Annotated in this window: 17 protein-coding genes; 4 read left to right on the forward strand and 13 right to left on the reverse strand. The window is 71.8% G+C overall.

The window, feature by feature from the left end; genetic code table 11:
• On the reverse strand, positions 1–543 hold a 543-nt coding region (locus tag ACIBCT_RS11605), incomplete at its 3' end, for a hypothetical protein (protein WP_399187407.1).
• Positions 544–752: 209 nt separating this feature from the next.
• On the opposite strand from ACIBCT_RS11605, the gene ACIBCT_RS11610 reads away from it, so the two are divergent.
• Positions 753–1157 (forward strand): hypothetical protein, encoded by a 405-nt coding sequence (locus tag ACIBCT_RS11610; protein WP_399187409.1) that lies wholly within the window; start codon positions 753–755, stop codon positions 1155–1157.
• 95 nt (positions 1158–1252) lie between these two features.
• Here the strand turns inward: ACIBCT_RS11610 and ACIBCT_RS11615 are convergent, their stop codons facing one another.
• The 10 genes from ACIBCT_RS11615 to ACIBCT_RS11660 all read right to left on the reverse strand — a co-directional run bounded on the left by ACIBCT_RS11615 (position 1253) and on the right by ACIBCT_RS11660 (position 12753).
• Positions 1253–3004: a DEAD/DEAH box helicase gene (locus ACIBCT_RS11615; RefSeq protein WP_399187411.1), complete on the reverse strand. Its 1752-nt coding sequence runs from the start codon at positions 3002–3004 to the stop codon at positions 1253–1255.
• Between the two features lie 199 nt (positions 3005–3203).
• Positions 3204–3890 (reverse strand): hypothetical protein, encoded by a 687-nt coding sequence (locus ACIBCT_RS11620; RefSeq protein ID WP_399187413.1) that lies wholly within the window; start codon positions 3888–3890, stop codon positions 3204–3206.
• Positions 3891–3987: 97 nt separating this feature from the next.
• A complete protein-coding gene (locus ACIBCT_RS11625; protein ID WP_399187415.1) occupies positions 3988–5385 on the reverse strand; it encodes an MFS transporter in 1398 nt (465 codons plus the stop codon).
• Positions 5382–6236 (reverse strand): M43 family zinc metalloprotease, encoded by an 855-nt coding sequence (locus ACIBCT_RS11630; RefSeq protein ID WP_399187417.1) that lies wholly within the window; start codon positions 6234–6236, stop codon positions 5382–5384. Before ACIBCT_RS11630 ends, ACIBCT_RS11625 begins: the two co-directional genes overlap by 4 nt.
• Positions 6237–6332: 96 nt before the next feature.
• Positions 6333–6584 (reverse strand): DUF3039 domain-containing protein, encoded by a 252-nt coding sequence (locus ACIBCT_RS11635; protein WP_399187419.1) that lies wholly within the window; start codon positions 6582–6584, stop codon positions 6333–6335.
• Positions 6585–6784: 200 nt separating this feature from the next.
• Positions 6785–7363 carry a YqgE/AlgH family protein gene (locus ACIBCT_RS11640; RefSeq protein ID WP_344888026.1) on the reverse strand — a complete coding sequence of 193 codons (579 nt, stop codon included), beginning with the start codon at positions 7361–7363 and terminating at the stop codon, positions 6785–6787.
• 244 nt (positions 7364–7607) lie between these two features.
• On the reverse strand, positions 7608–9020 hold the full coding sequence (locus ACIBCT_RS11645) for an NAD-dependent malic enzyme (protein ID WP_399187766.1): 1413 nt from the start codon (positions 9018–9020) through the stop codon (positions 7608–7610).
• A 105-nt stretch (positions 9021–9125) separates the two neighbouring features.
• Complete coding sequence (locus tag ACIBCT_RS11650) at positions 9126–10061, reverse strand: tetratricopeptide repeat protein (protein ID WP_399187421.1); 936 nt, start codon at positions 10059–10061, stop codon at positions 9126–9128.
• 60 nt (positions 10062–10121) lie between these two features.
• A complete protein-coding gene (locus tag ACIBCT_RS11655; protein WP_399187423.1) occupies positions 10122–11789 on the reverse strand; it encodes a methylmalonyl-CoA mutase in 1668 nt (555 codons plus the stop codon).
• A 397-nt stretch (positions 11790–12186) separates the two neighbouring features.
• On the reverse strand, positions 12187–12753 hold the full coding sequence (locus ACIBCT_RS11660; protein ID WP_399187425.1) for a MarR family winged helix-turn-helix transcriptional regulator: 567 nt from the start codon (positions 12751–12753) through the stop codon (positions 12187–12189).
• A 304-nt stretch (positions 12754–13057) separates the two neighbouring features.
• Here ACIBCT_RS11660 and ACIBCT_RS11665 point away from each other — a divergent pair, with 304 nt between their 5' ends.
• Together ACIBCT_RS11665 and ACIBCT_RS11670 are read left to right on the forward strand one after the other, a co-directional pair.
• Positions 13058–14491, forward strand: coding sequence for a hypothetical protein (locus ACIBCT_RS11665; protein WP_399187427.1), 1434 nt, complete (start codon positions 13058–13060; stop codon positions 14489–14491).
• 55 nt (positions 14492–14546) lie between these two features.
• Positions 14547–15224, forward strand: coding sequence for a DUF4230 domain-containing protein (locus ACIBCT_RS11670; protein ID WP_399187429.1), 678 nt, complete (start codon positions 14547–14549; stop codon positions 15222–15224).
• 132 nt (positions 15225–15356) lie between these two features.
• Here the strand turns inward: ACIBCT_RS11670 and meaB are convergent, their stop codons facing one another.
• Positions 15357–16295: a methylmalonyl Co-A mutase-associated GTPase MeaB gene (meaB, locus tag ACIBCT_RS11675; protein ID WP_399187431.1), complete on the reverse strand. Its 939-nt coding sequence runs from the start codon at positions 16293–16295 to the stop codon at positions 15357–15359.
• Between the two features lie 2 nt (positions 16296–16297).
• Entirely contained in the window at positions 16298–17485 is a 1188-nt protein-coding gene (locus tag ACIBCT_RS11680) for an acetyl-CoA C-acetyltransferase (protein ID WP_399187433.1), read from the reverse strand.
• An 84-nt stretch (positions 17486–17569) separates the two neighbouring features.
• Between ACIBCT_RS11680 and mce the strand changes: the two genes are divergently transcribed.
• The gene (gene mce / locus ACIBCT_RS11685; RefSeq protein ID WP_344888579.1) at positions 17570–18031 is read left to right on the forward strand and encodes a methylmalonyl-CoA epimerase; all 462 of its coding nucleotides are present in this window, start codon (positions 17570–17572) and stop codon (positions 18029–18031) included.
• Positions 18032–18081 lie beyond the last annotated feature (50 nt).

Below are 18081 nucleotides of genomic sequence, written 5' to 3' on the forward strand. Positions count from 1 at the left end.
CACGTCCTCCTTGACCTCGGCCATGTCCACCTTCAGGACGGCCACGTCCACCTTGAGCTCGGCGACGTCCTGCTTGACCTCGGCCATGTCCACCTTCAGGACGGCCACATCCTGCTTGACCTCGGCCATGTCCACCTTCAGGACGGCCACATCCTGCTTGACCTCGGCCATGTCCACCTTGAGCTCGGCCACATCCTGCTTGAGCTCACCGACGTCCACCTTGAGACCGGCCACGTCCTCCTTGACCTCGGCCATGTCCACCTTCAGGACGGCCACGTCCACCTTGAGCTCGGCGACGTCCTGCTTGACCTCGGCCATGTCCACCTTGAGCTCGGCCACGTCCTGCTTGACCTCGGCCAGCTCCTCCTTCGTGGCGCACCTGGCCACGTCCTGCCTGACCTCGGCCAGTTCTTCCTTCGTGGCGCACTTCGCCACGTCTCGTCGTAGCTCGTCGACATCCTGCTTGGTGGCGAGGGTGTCCATCTTCGCCATGATCTGCTCGAACATCGGAGCCACGTACTCCATGATCTCGGTACGAATCATCTCGGCCGACACGCGTCCTCTTCGAAAGAAGGATCAGGGGGAACCGGTGAGAGGGCCCGGTGTTGTTGCGGCGACAGACTACCAAGGGCGTTCACTCTGAGCATCCGAACGATTACCCGATCGGCATGGATGGGTAAACCCGGCGGACACCAGGCAGGACAGGAGTATTACAGGGAGTGAATATCTCTCACTACCGGTGGTGACCTCACATGTTCGTACTCGGCGTCTCCTGGCTCGTCCTGACCCCGCTGTGCCTGTGGAACCTCTTCCGCGGCGGGAGGCTGGTGCGGATGACGAGCGTGCTGGCGCTGGTCGCGCTGGAGGGGGCCACGATCTGGGCCACCGACGCCGCCCGCCTCCCCTCGCGGACCCCGGTCGTCGCCGCCTCCTCGGCCGCCGTCCAGGGCCAGGCCTCGTCCGCCGAGCCCGAGGCACAGCAGGCGGCCCGGCGGGACGTGCGGGCCGACTCCTGTGCCGGCTCGGCGCCCACGCCGCAGCGGGTATGGCCCGCTCGTCAGCGGGACGCGTCGCGGGGCGTGACGCCCTTCTGGACGGACGGGACGGACGGGTGCGCGACCGTGGTCCTGCGCCACCGGAACCGCGCCGTCAGGTGACCGGACGGCCCGCGCCCGCGGCCCGAGCCGTCCTTCCCTCCGATCCGGCCCGAGTCGCCAGCCCCGCCGTCCGGGCCGTCCGCCCCGGTGGCCGGTCAGTGGGAGCGCTGGGTGGCCCAGTGGCGGATCTTGGCGATCCGTTCCTGGATCTGCTCGGCGGACGCCTGCGCGATGGCCGGGCCGCCGCAGGATCTGCGGAGTTCGGCGTGGATGACGCCGTGCGGCTGGCCGGTGCGGTGGTTCCAGGCGCCGACGAGACCGTTGAGCTCCTTGCGGAGGGCGGCGATCACCTCGTGCGGGGCGACCTCCGGCTCCTTGGGCTCGGGCTTGCCGCGCCTGGCCTTCAGCTGGTCGGACTGGCGCTTGCTGAGCAGGGTCCGGACCTGGTCGGGCTCCAGCAGGCCGGGCAGGCCGAGGAAGTCCTCCTCCTCGGCGGAGCCGGTCTCCGCGGCGCTGCCGAACTCGCCGCCGTCGAACAGCACCCGGTCGAAGGTGGCGACCGCCTCCAGGGTCTCGAACGGCAGCTCGTCGCCCAGGACGTCGGGATTGTCCTTCTTGCGCTGGGCGTCCTCCATCAGGAGGTCGTCCAGCCCCTCCTCGGGCGGCTTTCGGTCGAGCACGTGGTCGCGTTCGGCCTCCATCTCCCCGGCCAGCCCCATCAGGGTCGGCACGGAGGGCACGAAGACGGACGCGGTCTCGCCCCGTTTGCGGGCGCGGACGAAGCGGCCCACGGCCTGGGCGAAGAACAGCGGGGTCGAGATGCTCGTGGCGTAGACGCCGACGGCCAGGCGCGGGATGTCGACGCCCTCGGAGACCATCCGGACCGCGACCAGCCAGCGCTGTTCGGAGGCGGAGAACTCCTTGATCTTCTTGGACGCCGTGGGGTCGTCGGACAGCACGACGGTGGCGCCCTCGCCGGTGATGGTCCGGATGTGGCGGGCGTAGGCGCGGGCGGTCTCGTGGTCGGTGGCGATGACCAGGGCCCCGGCGTCGGGAACGCCCCGGCGCACCTCGGTCAGCCTCCGGTCGGCGGCCCGCAGGACCTGGCGGATCCACTCGCCCTTCGGGTCGAGCGCGGCCCGCCACGCCTGGCCGAGCTGGTCCTTGGTGAGGGGGGTGCCCAGGGTGGCGGCGATCTCGTCGCCCGCCCGGGTCCGCCAGCGCATCTCGCCCGCGTAGGCGAGGAAGATGACCGGCCGCACGACGCCGTCGGCGAGCGCCGGCCCGTAGCCGTAGGAGTAGTCGGAGACGCTGCGCCGGACCCCGTCGCCGTCCTCGGCGTAGGTGACGAAGGGGATGGGGTTGACGTCGGACCTGAAGGGGGTGCCGGTCAGGGCGAGACGGCGGGTGGCCGGCTCGAACGCCTCGCGCACCCCGTCGCCCCAGGACTTCGCGTCGCCCGCGTGGTGGATCTCGTCGAAGATCACCAGGGTCTTGCGGGCCTCGGTGCGGGCGCGGTGCAGCGCGGGGTGCATGGCCACCTGGGCGTAGGTGATCGCGACCCCGATGTAGTCGCGGGAGGTGGCGCCCTGGCTGTTCTTGAACTCAGGGTCGATCGCGATGCCGACCCGGCTCGCGGCGTCCGCCCACTGCTGCTTGAGGTGCTCCGTCGGTGTGACGATCGTCACAGCGCGGATGATCCCCCGCGACAGGAGGTCGCTGGCGATGCGGAGCGCGAAGGTCGTCTTACCCGCTCCCGGGGTGGCGACCGCGAGGAAGTCGCGCGGCTCACGGCGGGTGTACAGGTCAAATGCCTCCTGCTGCCACGCGCGAAGCTTCGGCGCGGTGCCCCAGGCGGCACGGTCCGGATACGAGGGCGGCAGGTGGGATGCGGCGAAAGTGCTCACAGTGTCCCCAGCGTAATCGTCGTCGCCGACAGGACGTGCCGATCGGCCGAGATCCTCGCCAAGGCTCCTCCGGCGTGCTAGGGGCCCGCGAAGCCCTGTCCGGCGGGCCGTACGGCCCGGTGACCTGGGCGGGGGGGCCGTCGTGGCGGGGGGGGCGGGGCGGGCCCGCGACGAGAAGGACGAGGAGAGGGATCACCTCTCAGCGCAGGCCCGCGATCACCGTGTTGATCTCGGCCCTGAAGGCCGGGTCGTCCGGCTGGGCCATCCCGACCACGACCACCGGCCGGCCGCGGCCGACCAGGAGCGCCACGCGCAGGTAGGACGGCCGGTTCACCACGTCCCGGTACTCGGCGCGCAGGGAGCGGGTGTACCCGGTGCGCGGGCCCACCGAGATCTCGGTGTCGTCCACGACCTTCACCTCGTCGCCGTGCAGCAGGAGCCGCGCGTACAGCTCGCTGAGCTCGACGGTGGTGGCGCGCACGTCGGAGGCGGGCTCCACCGGCATGACCATGACGGTCGTGTTGGCGCCGTCGCCCACGACCGAGGTGAACGCGGTGACCGGTGGCGTCATGCCCGCGGACCAGCTGTCGGGCAGCGGGTAGCTGACCCCCGCGACCGGATCGGTCACCCGGCCCGGAGGCGTGGTGGGCAGCGCCCACAGGACCAGGGCGACCACGCCCGCGAGGACGGCGCCGACGGCCGCCAGGGAGAGCAGGACGACCAGCACGCGGCGCAGGCGCCCGGGCTCGCGCTCGGGCGGGGCGACGGGGGTGCCGTACCAGCGGGCCGAGGGAGGAAGGTCGTCACCCGGCTCGGGGATCCGGGGCGGCCAGGTGAGGTGCGAGCGCTCGTCCGGCGGATCCGATCCCCGGGATCGTTCGTGCACGGCGCCTCCTGCAAGCGGTCAGGTCATACCGTCCTACCACGCCCGCGAGGGCGCGGTCCGGCCATGCGCGAGCGCTGTTACGCCAGTGACCAATGAGTCAGGAGATGTCCCGCATCCGGCCGGCCACGATCACCCCGAGCAGTCCTATCGAGGCCATCAGCACGGTGAGCGTGGCGTAGCCGGTGCCGATGTCGTCGTGGCCGATCAGGTTGACGATGACACCGCCGAAGCCGATCGTGAGCGCGCTGCCCAGGGTGTCGACGACCTGGAGCGCGGCCGAGTTGGCGCCCTGCTCGGCGTCGGGCGACTGGCGCATCGCGGTGATGTTGACGCTGGTGGTGCCGATGCCCATGCCGAACCCGGCGATCACCCAGGCGGGCACGGTGATCCAGCCGGTGACGCCGGGCACCAGCGCGAGCAGGGTGAGCAGGATGCCGGTGGTGATCGCGGCGGCGCCGATCCGTACCAGCAGGGGACGGTCGTAGGAGCGGCGGCTCTGCAGGTAGGAGCCGCTGGTCCAGCCCAGGGCGCCGATGGTCAGCGCGATGCCGGCCTGGCCGACGGAGAAGCCGCGGACCTCGGTGAGGACCAGCGGGATGAAGGCGTTGACGCCGAAGAACGCCGAGGCGAGCACCCCGCGCATCATGAGCGTGGTGGGCAGGCCGCGGCCGAACCGCAGGGCGCCCGGGGGCAGCAGCCTCGGCAGCCCGGCGCCGAGGGCCACCAGGCCGAGGACGACGGCGACCGCGCCGGGCAGCGGGGTCTGGTGGAGGCGGTCCGCGCCGTACAGCAGCACTCCGGCGCCGACCGCGGTGGCGGTGGCGGCCAGGGTCATCGCCAGCGGCCGGGAGCGCGGCCCCGCGGGCACGGGAGCGGCGGCGTCGTCGGGGTCCCGTCCACCGCGCAGCGCGGGCAGGAGCATCACGAGGGCGGGCACGACCAGCGGGACGATGCCGTAGAAGACCCACCGCCAGCCGACGGTCCCGGCGATGAGGCCGCTGAGGCCGGGGCCGACCAGGGCGGGCAGCACCCAGGCGGCCGAGAGCGCGGCGAAGATCCGGGGCCTGGTGGCGGGGACGTACACGCGCGCGATCATCACGTAGATCGCCACGATGACGGCGCCGCCGCCGAGGCCCTGCACGGCCCGCGCCACGATGAACAGTTCCTTGGAGACGGCGGCCCCGGCCATGGCCATGCCCGCGGTGAAGAGCCCCACGCCGAGCAGGAACGGCCAGGCGTGCCCGCGCCGGTCGGACCAGAGTCCGGCGACGACGTTGGCGAGCAGCCCGGCGATGAGGAAGGCCGAGAAGCTCACCCCGTACAGGTCGAGGGCGTCGAGGTCCTTGGAGACGGCGGGCATGACGGTGCCCACGGACATGCCCTCGAAGGCGATCAGCGTGACGACGAGGATGATCCCCAGCGAGGCGGTGCGGTACTCGGGGCCGAAGACCCTGGGGACCTCGTGTGTAGCGTCAGGTGTCTTCGGTACTGTCACCCGTCAAGGGTAGTGTTCGCCTCCGCTGCCCGGTACGCGGCCCACATCTGCCGCATCCGCATGGCCTGACCTGCGGTGAAGCCGGACATGCAGCGGTCGTCGGAGTAGTCCATGAAGTTGTGGACCGGGTCCGGCCCGTCGCCCTCGCAGGTGTCCTTGACCGGCGGGCAGCCCTCGGTGGGGCGTCCCTGGGGCGAGGTGTCGGCCACCCCGTCGCCCATCGCCTCACAGCCCTTCTCGAAGGTGTGCAGCAGCCCGAGCCAGTGGCCGATCTCGTGGACGCCGGTGAACCCGCGGTCGAAGCTGCGCATCGCCCCGCCGGGCAGGCTGCGCCAGTCGACGACCACGCCGTCCAGGGTGGGCGCCTTGGTGTACCCGTGCGGGTAGGTGGAGTAGCCGAGCACCAGCTCGCCGAGCTGGGCCAGGTAAAGGTTGAGGGTCTCCGGACCGCCCCGGCGCAACCGCTTGATCTCCCGCTCGTGGACGACGGGATCGCGGAACCAGGCCGCGTTGACGGTACGGGTGACGCCGTCCAGCCTGAACCGGATCCCGGTGTCGGCCCCGCCGAGCTTCCCGGAGTAGGCGGCGTTGAGCGTGGCGATCTGGTCGCGTACCGCGGTCTCGGGGGCGCCCAGGCGGCCGTCGGTGAGGACGTGCACCCAGGTGGGCACGGTCACCGGGAGCGTGAGCGGCACGGCCGGGCCACCGGGCGACGCCGGAGCGGCCGGGCCCGTGGCCTGCGCGGGGACGGCGGGTCCTCGCGGCGGCTCCGGGGCGGCGTGCGCGCGGGGCGCGTCGACGCCCACCGTGAACAGGCATGCGGAAAGAACGGCGATCGCACGCCGAAACATGGACTCCCCCGACAGATCCAGGCGCTGGTCGTTTCGCCGCCCCCCGGCGACATCCCGACCGTAGCCTCATCCGCGGCGATCACCCGCGAGCAACACTCATTCCTTGTTGCCGTCTTCGCCCTTCGGCAGGCCCGAGTAGATCTCCTTGCACTCCGGGCAGACCGGGAACTTCTGGGGGTCGCGGTTGGGCACCCAGACCTTCCCGCAGAGCGCGCGGACCGGAGATCCGCTCAGCGCGCTCTCCATGATCTTGTTCTTCTCGACGTAGTGGGCGAAGCGCTCGTGGTCGCCGTCGCCGTGCGACAGGTCCGGGCGGACGTCGCTCTCAGGGAGAATCTTCGTACTCACCCTGGCGATTTTATGCCCGCGAGCGCCCGTCCTGGCCACCGGTGGCCGGGGAGGGCCGTCGAAGGGTCGCCGAAGGGCCGCCGGATCACACGGGACGAGCCGCCGGGAGGATCGCGGGATCACGCGGGACGGGGGGACCGCGGGACGGCCGGACCGCACGGAACGGGCCACCGGGAGGGCCCGGCGGATCGCGTGGGCCGCTAGTTCATCGAGGGGTCGTCCGGGCAGGTGGCCACGTAGGCGAGCTCGCCTCGCTGGCGGCGCAGCACCGCCCGCCACAGCGACTCGGGATCGTGGTGGAAGGTGTCACCGGGCTCGGACTCCACGACGTACCAGGCGCCCTCGCCGATCTCGCTCTCCAGCTGCCCGGCCGACCAGCCGGCGTAGCCCGCGAAGATGCGCATCTGGGCGATCTCCCCGGCGAGGATCTCCGGGGGCGCGTCGAGATCGACGGTGCCCAGCCTGGACACCGCCGCGATGCCCGCGTGCAGCCGCCGCCAGCCCAGCGGTTCCTGCCCGCTGGGCACCGCCGCCAGCGCCAGGGCGCTGTCGGTCTGGACGGGCCCTCCCTGGAACAGCACGGACGGGCCGGTGACCATGGTGTCCCAGGTGGGAAGCACCTGCGTCACCGAGATGTCGCTGGGTCTGTTGAGCACCACGCCCAGGGTGCCGCCGTCGAGGTCGTGCTCCAGCACCAGGACCACGCTGCGCCGGAAGTTGGGATCCTCCAGCTGCGGGGTCGCCACCAGGAGTCCACCGACGTAGATCGCCTCCGCCATACCTCCATCATGAGGGGTGAACCCCCCTGAGCGCTGCTCCCCCCTGCCTTTCCGATGCCCGGACCTCGGTCCGTGTCACCGGCCGCGCACGCCGGGCCACTCCGCGGAGCGTACGGGCCCGTGACGACGCCCGCGACGACGCCCGCGACGGCCCCGGATCCGCGTCCCGGGACGCGGATCCGGGCACGAGATCCGGGCACGAGGTCCGGCCGTGCGGTCCGGGCGCGAGGTCCGCGGCCCGCCGTCAGGCCTCGGTCATGCCGGTACGCGCCCGGCCGCCGGCCGACTCGCGTACCGCCGCCGCGACGGCGGCCGAGACGTCCGGGTGGAACACGCTGGGGACGATGTAGTTGGGGCCGAGCTCCTCGGCGGTCACCACGGCGGCCAGCGCCTTGGCCGCGGCCAGCAGCATCTCCTGGCTGACGATCGTGGCCTGGGCGTCGAGCAGGCCGCGGAAGACGCCGGGGAAGGCCAGCACGTTGTTGATCTGGTTCGGGTAGTCCGAGCGGCCGGTGGCGACCACGGCGGCGTGCTCCCGGGCGGCGTCGGGCGAGACCTCCGGCTCGGGGTTGGCGAGCGCGAAGACCACGGCGTCCTTGGCCATCGTGGCGATGTCGTCGCCGTTGAGGATGCCCGGCGCGGAGACGCCGACGAACACGTCGGCGCCCTTGACCGCACCGCGCAGGTCGCCGGAGTAGCCCTCGGTGTTGGTGTGGTCGGCGATCCACCGCAGCGACTCGTCCAGGTCGTCGCGCCCGCGGTGCACCGCGCCCAGGTAGTCGCAGACGATCACGTTGCGCGCGCCGGCCGCGAGCAGCAGGCGCAGCACCGCCGTACCGGCCGCGCCCGCGCCGGCCAGGGCGATGCGGACCTCGCCGAGGTCCTTGCCGACCACGCGCAGCGCGTTGGTGAGCGCGGCGAGCACGCAGATCGCGGTGCCGTGCTGGTCGTCGTGGAAGACCGGGATGTCCAGCAGGTCGCGCAGCCGCCGTTCCACCTCGAAGCAGCGCGGCGCCGAGATGTCCTCCAGGTTGATGCCGCCGAAGCCCGGGGCGATGATCTGCACGGTCCGCACGATCTCGTCGACGTCCTGGGTGTCCAGGCAGATCGGCCAGGCGTCGATGTCGGCGAACCGCTTGAACAACGCGGCCTTGCCCTCCATGACGGGGAGCGCGGCGGCCGGGCCGATGTTGCCCAGGCCGAGCACGGCCGAGCCGTCGGTGACGACCGCGACGGTGTTGCGCTTGATGGTGAGGCGGCGGGCGTCCTCGGGGTTGCGGGCGATGGCCATGGAGACCCGGGCCACACCGGGGGTGTAGGCCATGGAGAGCTCGTCGCGGTTGCGCAGCGGCACCTTCGACTTCATCTCGATCTTGCCGCCGAGATGCATCAGGAAGGTGCGGTCGGAGACCTTGTGGATGACGACGCCCTCGACGCCCTCCAGCTTGTCGACGATCGCCTGCGCGTGGTCGGTGTCACGCGCGGCACAGGTGACGTCGATGCGCAGCGTCTCGTGCCCGGCCGTGGTCACGTCGAGCGCGGTGACCACGCCTCCGGCGGACTCTACGGCGTGGGTGAGCTGGCTGACGGCCTTGCCGCCGGCGGGCACCTCCAGGCGTACGGTGATGGAGTACGACACACTCGGCACGGTGGCCACAGCCAATCCGCTCCTTTGCGACTGACTTTGGTTGGGATGACTCCCATCGTGCCACCACCGGCCGGGTCCGCGCGCCCCGCTCGGCGTCGCGAACCCGGCGGGAGGTCAGAACAGCGCGCTGGCCAGGTTCCTGCGGGCCCGCACGATGGACGGGTCGTCGCCCGGGAGGGTGTCGAACAGGCCGAGCAGGTGCACCCTGGCCCTGTCGCGGTCGGCTCCCGAGGTGCGGCGCACCACGTCGACGAGGCGGTCGAAGGCCCTGTCCACCTCCCCCGCGAGCATGTCGAAGTCGGCGGCCAGGAGCTGGGCCTCGATGTCGGCCGGGTCGCCCAGGCGGCTCTGCAGGTCGGCCGGGTCGACGTCCTGCGTCCGGCGGATCAGGCCGAGACCGGCCAGGCCGAGCTTGGCGTCCTGGTCGTTCGGCGAGCGGGCCAGCAGCCGCTCGTAGGCGGCCACGGCACCGTCGAGGTCACCGGCGTCGACGGCCCGCTCGGCCGCGAGCACGTCCGGGTCGACGGGGGGCTCCTGCGCCTGCTCCTGCCCCTGCTCGGGCTCCTCGCCGGGGGGCGGGAGGTACTGGGCGAGGGCCTCCATGAGCTGCGACAGCCAGTCGCGCAGCTGCGGCTCGGTGGCGATGCCGGGCACGACCGCCACCGGCTGCCCCTGGAAGATGGCGTACAGGGCGGGCACGTTCTGCACCCGCAGGGCCTGGGCGATCTGCGGGCTGAGCTCGACGTCGACCCTGGCGAGGGTGAACCGGCCGGCGTTCTCCGCGGCCAGTTTCTCCAGCAGCAGGCTGTACTGCTTGGCCTGCTCGGCACGGGTGACGGTGAGCTCCAGCAGCACGAGGCCGTTCATGGAGCGTTCGACGACCTCGGCCGCGAAGTTGGCGTCGTCGACGTCGAGGACCGGCGCCGGAACACCGCCGGTTTCCTGCGCGGCGGTCTCCCGCCGCGCCTGTGCCTCAAGTGCCTGCTTGCGTGCGCCGAGGTCCACGGCGCCGTAGAGCGATCCGGGTCGAGTGAAGTCCGCTGGGCTCATGCTCCAATCCTGCCGTATCCCGGTCGATGCCCCGGTCCGTCGCCGGAAGGTCCGCCGCCGCTAGAAGCGGGCCGGCTCGGTGTAGACGCCCCACTCGGCGCGCAGCGCGTCGCAGATCTCACCCAGCGTGGCCTCGGCCCTGGCGGCGTCGAGCATCGCGGGGATCATGTTGCCGTCGCCCCGTGCGACGCGCACCATCTCCGACAGGGCGGCGTCCACCGCCGCCTGGTCGCGCCCGGCGCGGCGCTCGGCCAGGACGCGGTTCTGCTCGCGCTCGACCTCGTGGCTGACCCGGAGGATCTCCAGCGGCTCGTCGATGGAGGCCGTATGGCAGTTGACCCCGACGATGCGCTTCTCGCCCTTCTCCAGCTTGCGCTGGTAGTCGAAGGCGGCCTCGGCGATCTCGGACATGAACCAGCCGTCCTCGATGCCGCGCAGGATGCCGGAGGTCATCGTGCCGTCCGGGCCCATGTCCCGGATCTTGGTGAAGATCGCCTCGGCCTCGGCCTCCAGCCGGTCGGTCAGCGCCTCCACGTACCAGGATCCGCCGAGCGGGTCGGCGACGTTGACCACCTCGGTCTCCTCCATGAGCACCTGCTGGGTGCGCAGCGCGATCTCCGCGGCCTTCTCCGAAGGCAGTGCCAGCACCTCGTCCAGCGCGTTGGTGTGCAGCGAGTTGGTGCCGCCCAGCACGGCCGCGAGCGCCTCGACCGCGGTGCGCACCACGTTGTTGTACGGCTGCTGCGCGGTGAGCGAGACGCCCGCCGTCTGGGTGTGGAAGCGCAGCCACTGGGCCTTGTCGGTCTTCGCGCCGTACACGTCGCGCAGCCAGCGCGCCCAGATCCGCCGGGCGGCGCGGAACTTGGCGATCTCCTCGAAGAAGTCGATGTGCGCGTCGAAGAAGAACGACAGGCCGGGGGCGAAGACGTCCACGTCCAGCCCGCGCGACAGGCCCAGCTCGACGTAGCCGAACCCGTCGGCCAGGGTGAACGCCAGCTCCTGCGCGGCCGTGGAGCCGGCCTCGCGGATGTGGTAGCCGGAGACGCTGAGCGGCTTGTACGCCGGGACGTCGGAGGCGCAGAACTCCATCAGGTCGCCGATCAGCCGCAGGTGCGGCTCGGGGGCGAACAGCCACTCCTTCTGCGCGATGTACTCCTTGAAGATGTCGGTCTGCAGGGTCCCGTTGAGCTTGCCGACCGGCACCCCCTGCCGCTCGGCGGCCACGACGTACATGCAGAAGATCGGGACGGCCGGGCCGCTGATCGTCATCGAGGTGGTGATGTCGCCGAGCGGGATGCCGTCGAAGAGCAGGTCCATGTCGAGGGCGGAGTCGATCGCCACGCCGCAGTGGCCCACCTCGCCGAGCGAGCGCGGGTCGTCGGAGTCTCGGCCCATCAGGGTCGGCATGTCGAAGGCGACGCTCAGCCCGCCGCCGCCCGCGCCGAGGATCATCTTGTAGCGCTCGTTGGTCTGCTTCGCGTTGCCGAACCCGGCGAACTGCCGGATGGTCCACGCCTTGCCCCGGTAGCCGGTGGGGTGCAGGCCGCGGGTGAAGGGGAACTCCCCGGGCCAGCCGATGCGCTCCATCCGCGGGTCGGCGCCGCCGGGCCCGTAGACCGGTTCGACGTCGAGCCCCGACAGGGTCCGGAACTCGGCATCGCGCTTACGCGCCCCGTCGAACCGCGCCTGCCAGCGCGCCCGTCCCGCCTCGACCTGCTCGGCGTCCATGGCCAACCCCCTTGTACGGCATATGGCTTCAATCCGGCTTGTGGCCTCCCCAAGATACTAGGACGTCCTACTAATTCTTGGCCAGCGATCCGCCCACCCCTTCGATCCGCCCTGAGGGAAAACCCCTCTCACCCCACCCCGGGGACCGCCCCGTGAGGCCGCGCCGGCGACTGGACCGAGGAGCGCCGTGAGGCCGCGCCGGCGACTGGACCAAGGAGCGCCGTGAGGCCGCGCCGGCGACTGGACTGAGGAGCGAAGGAGCGAAGCGGATGAGTGACGAGGGAAGGAGCCGGGTTCGAGCGGCCGAACCGCGACGCGCAGCGTCGCCATGAACACAGAGCCGGATCAGAGCGGACTCACCGCGACGCGCAGCGTCGCCATGAACACAGAGCCGGATCTAAGCGGACGAACCGCGACGCGAAGCGTCGCCATCAACACTGAAATCCCCCGCCGCCACCCGCAACGTCCTGAACAGCTCGAACATCTGCCCGAGCTCCTCCTCCCCGTACGCGGACATGGCGAAGTCGGCCTCCATCAGGTCGGCGGTCGCCAGCCGGACCACCTCGCGGCCCCGGTCGGTGATCTCGGCCAGCACTCCCCTGCCGTCGCGCGGGTTGGGCAGGCGGCGTACCAGCCCGGCGCGTTCCAGGCGGCCGACGGTGTTGGTCACGCTCGTGGGGTGCACCATCAGGCGCTCGCCGATCCGCGACAGCGGCAGCGCCCCCGTCCTGCTGAAGGTCAGCAGCACCAGGGCCTCGTACCTCGCGAAGGTCAAGTCATGTGGTTTGAGCAGCGTGTCCAGTTGCGACAGCAGGATCTGGTGCGCTCTCATGATCGATGTGACGGCGGCCATGGCCGAGGAGGGCCCGAAGTGAACGCGCCACGTCGAGGCGGCGCGTTCGATGGGGTCAAACGGGAGATTCAGCTGACCTGTGCCCACAGGGCTACGGTAGCGCGGCCTCACGCCGGTCCGTCCGGACGCGCAGAGTCACCGCGCTGATGGCTTCACCAAGAACCCGGGCGCCAAACATCACGCTCCGTTATGGTTCCCACATCGAATGGTGAGGCCGTGGCCAAGTGGCCGCGATGATCTCAGTCCGGCCTGCGGGGGACGCGAGCCGGACCGGCGCCGAGGGGACCGGCGCCCACACATTCACGGCACATTCACGGCACGGGGGGTGTCTTGATGAACGACAACGTGACGGCGTCCGAACGCCGGACCGATACCGGTCACACCGACGCGGCGTGGGTTCCCACCACGCCCGCCGGTGCGTGAGCGCAGGGGCGTTTCGCGCGAGGAACTCCGGCAGAGCGGGCTGATGGCGGTCGCCATCCTGCTCGTGCTCGGGGTGGCCGCGGCGTGGAGCGTCCTGGTTCCCGGTGTCAGCGCGTGGGAGAACATCATCGTCGCGGTGATCGGCTCGCTCCGGCTGACCGGCCCGGTGGCTGCGGCCTTCGCCGCCTGGGTGGCGGTGCGCAGGCGGCGCGGGGCGGGCGGCCGGGCGATGACCCCGTGGCAGGCGGTACGGGCGCCGCTGGCGATCCTGGTGGTGGCCGGGGGCGCGTTCACCGCCACCGTGATGGTCCTGGCGGTCAGGACCATGATGACCGAGCAGGCCGGGCGGCTGCTGCCCAGCGGCCTGGTGATGGGCGCGGCCGGGCTGGCGCTGTACGTCGTGATCGGCTGGGTGACCGGCTGGCTGATGCCCTGGACGATCACGCCGGTGCTGTCCGGGCTCGGCTGCTACAGCCTGTTCACCTGGCTGTCGCAGGGACCGGCCTGGGGCGACCGGCTCGCCCCCGCCACCCGGGAGCCGTACGACCCGTTCCGGGGGCTGAACGCGGCGGCGTTCACCGACCAGACGCTCTGGCTGGTGGGGATCAGCGCGGCGCTGCTGCTCGGCTGGGCGGCCGTGGTGACCCGCCAGGCGCTGGTGCTGGCCGCCGCGCTGATCGCGGTGCTGGCGGCGGGGACCGGGATGGCCAGGCTCTTCACCGAGCAGCAGCCGGTCTCGGCGCAGCGGGTGGTCTACAGCTGCCAGGAATGGCCGATCATGGTCTGCGTGCACCCGGGGATGCGCGCCGGGCTGCCCGAGCTGAGCGCGGAGTTCGTCAAGATCGCGGCTCGGCTGGCGGGGACCCCGGGTGAGTTCTCCCGGGTCGAGCAGCACTCCCGCGACGACGAGGCCCCCCTGTCGGCCGGTGTGATCGCGATCCACGTGGACGACCTGGCCGCGGGGTTCGCCGAGAAGGCGGCCGACGAGTTCGTCGACGGCCTGGCCTCGCGGTGCGACGCCACCCCGGCCGCGGGGTACCGCGACATCGTGACGGCCTGGCTGAGGGGGGAGCCGCTTCCGGGCGGGCCGCTGGCCGAGCACCGGTACGCCGCGGCGTGGTTCTCCGGCCTCACCGACGTCCAGCGACGCGACTGGCTCCGGCTCTACTACACCGACTTCACCGGCTGCAGGCTGCAGAGCACCCACTTCGGGGGGCAGACGGGCCAGGCCACCAGGACGGGGCAGACCGGAGGGGACGGCCAGGCCGGCCAGGGCGCGGGGGGCGCCTCGATCGGGCCCGAGCCGAGTCCCGGACCGGCCCACCGGGCACCCGGCGGGCCGCCGCCGTCACCGGCCGGCACCCCGGCGGCCCCGTGGAGCCTCCCCTACGCCGAGGGCGCCACGGTACCGTCACCCCGGGGCTGACAAGATCGGCATAGGCTCCGGGTGAGAAGACCACCGTCCGGGGAAGGAGAGCGCTGTGAAAGCCTCCCAGGAAGCTCCGCCCGGCACGCCACCGGCGCCGCCGCGCAGGCGTCGCTGGCCGCTCCTCGTCACGCTCCTCGTCGTCGCGGTCCTCCTCGCGGTGGGGGCCCGGCTGGCCTGGTCGTCGCTGAACCCGTTCGGCGAGGCCACGGTCGACCGCAGCCAGCCCGTGCTGCTGGAGTCCATTCACAACCTCAGCCGCTTCGAGGCCGCCACTGGTAACTTCCAGGTGGTGGTCGACCTGGAGAAGGACGCGGCCTTCCTGCCCGACGCGGTCAAGGGCAGCCGCACGCTCTTCGTCGGCGCGGGCAGCGTCGACGCCTACGTCGACTTCGGCGGCATCGCCCAGGGCGCGCTGACGGTCTCCCCCGACCGCACCGAGGTCACGGTCAGGCTGCCCCGCGCCCAGCTGGAGAAGGCGAACCTGGACAACAAGCGCTCCTACGTCCACGCCCAGCAGCGCGGTCTCTTCGACCGGGTCGAGGACCTGCTGTCCTCCTCCCCGAACGACCAGCGGGAGCTGTACATGCTGGCCGAGAAGAAGATCACCGAGGCCGCGGTGGCCAGCGACCTGCGCAAGCGGGCCGACCAGAACACCAAGATCATGCTTGAGGGCATGCTGAAGGGGCTCGGTTTCACGAAGGTCGTCGTCAAGTTCACCGACGAGCCCTGACCCCCGCCGTACCCCCCATACCCCCGCACCCGCGGCCGGTGCCCGGGTGGGACGGGCGCCCGCGCGGGCCGTGACACCACCGCCCTCCGGCCGGGACCGCCGTGCGAGCGGTCCCGGCCGGAGGGTCCGGGGTCAGCCGGTGGCCTCCATGAGCTCGTCCGCCGCCGTGTAGGGGTCGAGTCCCGCGTCCAGGACGCGGGTGGCCAGGGCGTCCAGGCGCCGGTCCCCGTGCAGGTGCGCGAAGCGCGAGCGCAGCGCGGCCAGGGCGATCGCCTCGATCTCGTCGCGGGCCCTGGCGTGGCGCCGCCGGACGAGCTCGCCCGAGGACTCCAGGTACGCGAGGTGGGCGTCGAGGGCGTCGGCCACCTCCTCGGCCCCCTCCCCCCGGTAGGCCACGGTCGGCACGATCGGCGGTCTCCAGGGCCGTTCGACCAGGGCGAGCATGTTGCGCAGCTCGCGGACGGTGGCCTGGGTCCCGTCGCGGTCGGCCTTGTTGACCACGAACACGTCGGCGATCTCCAGGATGCCCGCCTTGGCCGCCTGGACGCCGTCGCCCATCCCGGGGGCGAGCAGCACGATGGTGGTGTCGGCCAGCGAGGCGATGTCCACCTCGGCCTGGCCGACCCCGACGGTCTCCACCAGGACGACGTCGCACCCGGCCGCCTCCAGGACGCGCAGCGCCTGCGGCGCGGCCCACGACAGCCCGCCCAGGTGCCCGCGGCTGGCCATCGACCTGATGAACACGTCCGGGTCGGTGGCGTGGTCCTGCATCCGGACCCGGTCGCCCAGCAGGGCCCCGCCGGTGAACGGCGAGGACGGGTCGACGGCGAGCACGCCGACCCGCAGGTCGCGCTTGCGGAACGCCTGGACGAGCATCCCCGTCGAGGTGGACTTGCCGACGCCGGGCGAACCGGTCAGGCCGATGATCCTGGCCCGCCGCGGCCGGTCCGCGCAGAGCAGGGCGGTGATCTCGCGGAGCCGCGGGGAGCCGTTCTCGACCATGGAGATCAGCCGGGCCACCGCCCGGGGCCGGCCGGCCCTGGCCATCTCGACCAGGTCGGAGACCTCCACGGTCAGACCGAGGGGACGCGCAGGATCAGGGCGTCGCCCTGGCCGCCGCCGCCGCAGAGCCCGGCCGCGCCGAGACCGCCGCCGCGGCGCTTGAGCTCGTGGGCGAGGGCCAGCACGATGCGCGCCCCGGAGGCGCCGATGGGGTGGCCGATCGCGATGCCGCCGCCGTTGACGTTGACCTTGTCGAGCCCCACGCCGAGTTCCCTGGCCGACTGCAGGACGACCTGGGCGAAGGCCTCGTTGATCTCCAGAAGGTCCAGGTCGTCGACCGAGAGCCCCTGCTTGCCCAGGGCGTGCTTGATCGCGTTGGCGGGCTGAGAGTGCAGCGAGTTGTCCGGGCCGGCGACGTTGCCGTGCGCGCCGATCTCGGCCAGCCAGGTCAGCCCCAGCTCCTCGGCCCTGGCCCGGGACATCACGACCACCGCGCAGGCCCCGTCGGAGATCTGCGAGGCCGAACCGGCCGTGATCGTGCCGTCCTTGGCGAACGCCGGCTTCAGGCCTGCCAGGACGTCGACGGTGGTGTCCCCGCGGACGCCCTCGTCGGCGGAGACGATCACCGGGTCGCCCTTGCGCTGCGGGATGGCCACCGGGACGATCTCGTCGTCGAACGTCCCGTTCTTGATCGCGGCGGCGGCGAGGGCGTGGGAGCGGGCCGAGAACTCGTCCTGCTCCTCGCGGGTCACGCCGTGGCGGGTGTTGTGCCGCTCGGTGGACTCGCCCATGGCCACCTGGTCGTAGGCGTCGGTGAGGCCGTCGACGGCCATCGAGTCGACGACGCCGGCGCCGCCGTACTTCACGCCCCTGCGCATGCCGGGCAGCAGGTGCGGGGCGTTCGACATGGACTCCATGCCGCCCGCGACCACGATGTCGAACTCACCGGCCCGGATGAGCTGGTCGGCCAGGGCGATGGCGTCCATGCCCGACAGGCAGACCTTGTTGATCGTCAGCGAGGGGACGGTCATCGGGATGCCCGCCTTCACGGCGGCCTGACGGGCCGGGATCTGGCCGGTGCCGGCCTGGAGCACCTGCCCCATGATCACGTATTGCACGGCGTCGGGGGCGACGCCGGCGCGCTCCAGCGCGGCCTTGATCGCGATGCCGCCGAGCTCGGCGGCGGACAGTCCGGACAGCGAGCCGAGCAGGCGTCCGATGGGCGTACGAGCTCCGGCGACGATGACGGAACCAGACATAACAGGGGCCTCCCTGGCGGGACGTTGGGCGACTTTGCCACCATACCCATGAGTACCTCAGCGACCGCCATGGAGGAACACCCCATGTTCATGCGCATCGACCATGTGGGAATCGCCTGTCACGACCTTGAGGAGAGGATCGCCTTCTTCCAGCGGACCTTCGACCTCACGGTGGTGGCACGTGAGATCAACGAGGAGCAGGGAGTCAAGGAGGCCATGCTGCGCATCTCCGACGGGCAGGGCGGTGGATCGTACATCCAGCTCCTCGAACCGCTCGGGCCCGACACGCCGGTCGGCAAATTCCTGGCCAAGCGCGGGGAGGGGGTGCATCATGTCGCCTTCGGCGTCCCGGACGTCGCGCGGGCGCTGGAGGAGGTCGGCTCCCGGGGGGTGCGACTGCTGGACGAGACGCCGCGCCACGGCTCGATGGGTTCCTCGATCGGATTCCTCCACCCCAAGGACGTCGGGGGCATGCTCACCGAGCTCGTACAGGCCGCGGAAGGGCAGCCGGAGACCACGCAGGAGGCAAGAAACGCTGATACGTAACAAGTCACTCATAAAGCCGGACGAGACAGCCAACTCGGCACCGGCGGAGT

Origin of the sequence: Streptosporangium sp. NPDC050855, assembly GCF_044456585.1 — a bacterium.
Taxonomy (GTDB): domain Bacteria; phylum Actinomycetota; class Actinomycetes; order Streptosporangiales; family Streptosporangiaceae; genus Streptosporangium; species Streptosporangium longisporum.

Excerpts from the sequence above, each read along its gene's own strand:
- ACIBCT_RS11650 (WP_399187421.1), bottom strand. The coding sequence starts at position 10,061 with ATGAGCCCAGCGGACTTCACTCGACCCGGATCGCTCTACGGCGCCGTG.
- ACIBCT_RS11640 (WP_344888026.1), bottom strand. The coding sequence starts at position 7,363 with ATGGCGGAGGCGATCTACGTCGGTGGACTCCTGGTGGCGACCCCGCAG.
- ACIBCT_RS11630 (WP_399187417.1), bottom strand. The coding sequence starts at position 6,236 with ATGTTTCGGCGTGCGATCGCCGTTCTTTCCGCATGCCTGTTCACGGTG.
- ACIBCT_RS11610 (WP_399187409.1), top strand. The coding sequence starts at position 753 with ATGTTCGTACTCGGCGTCTCCTGGCTCGTCCTGACCCCGCTGTGCCTG.
- ACIBCT_RS11680 (WP_399187433.1), bottom strand. The coding sequence starts at position 17,485 with ATGTCTGGTTCCGTCATCGTCGCCGGAGCTCGTACGCCCATCGGACGC.
- ACIBCT_RS11655 (WP_399187423.1), bottom strand. The coding sequence starts at position 11,789 with ATGGACGCCGAGCAGGTCGAGGCGGGACGGGCGCGCTGGCAGGCGCGG.
- mce (WP_344888579.1), top strand. The coding sequence starts at position 17,570 with ATGTTCATGCGCATCGACCATGTGGGAATCGCCTGTCACGACCTTGAG.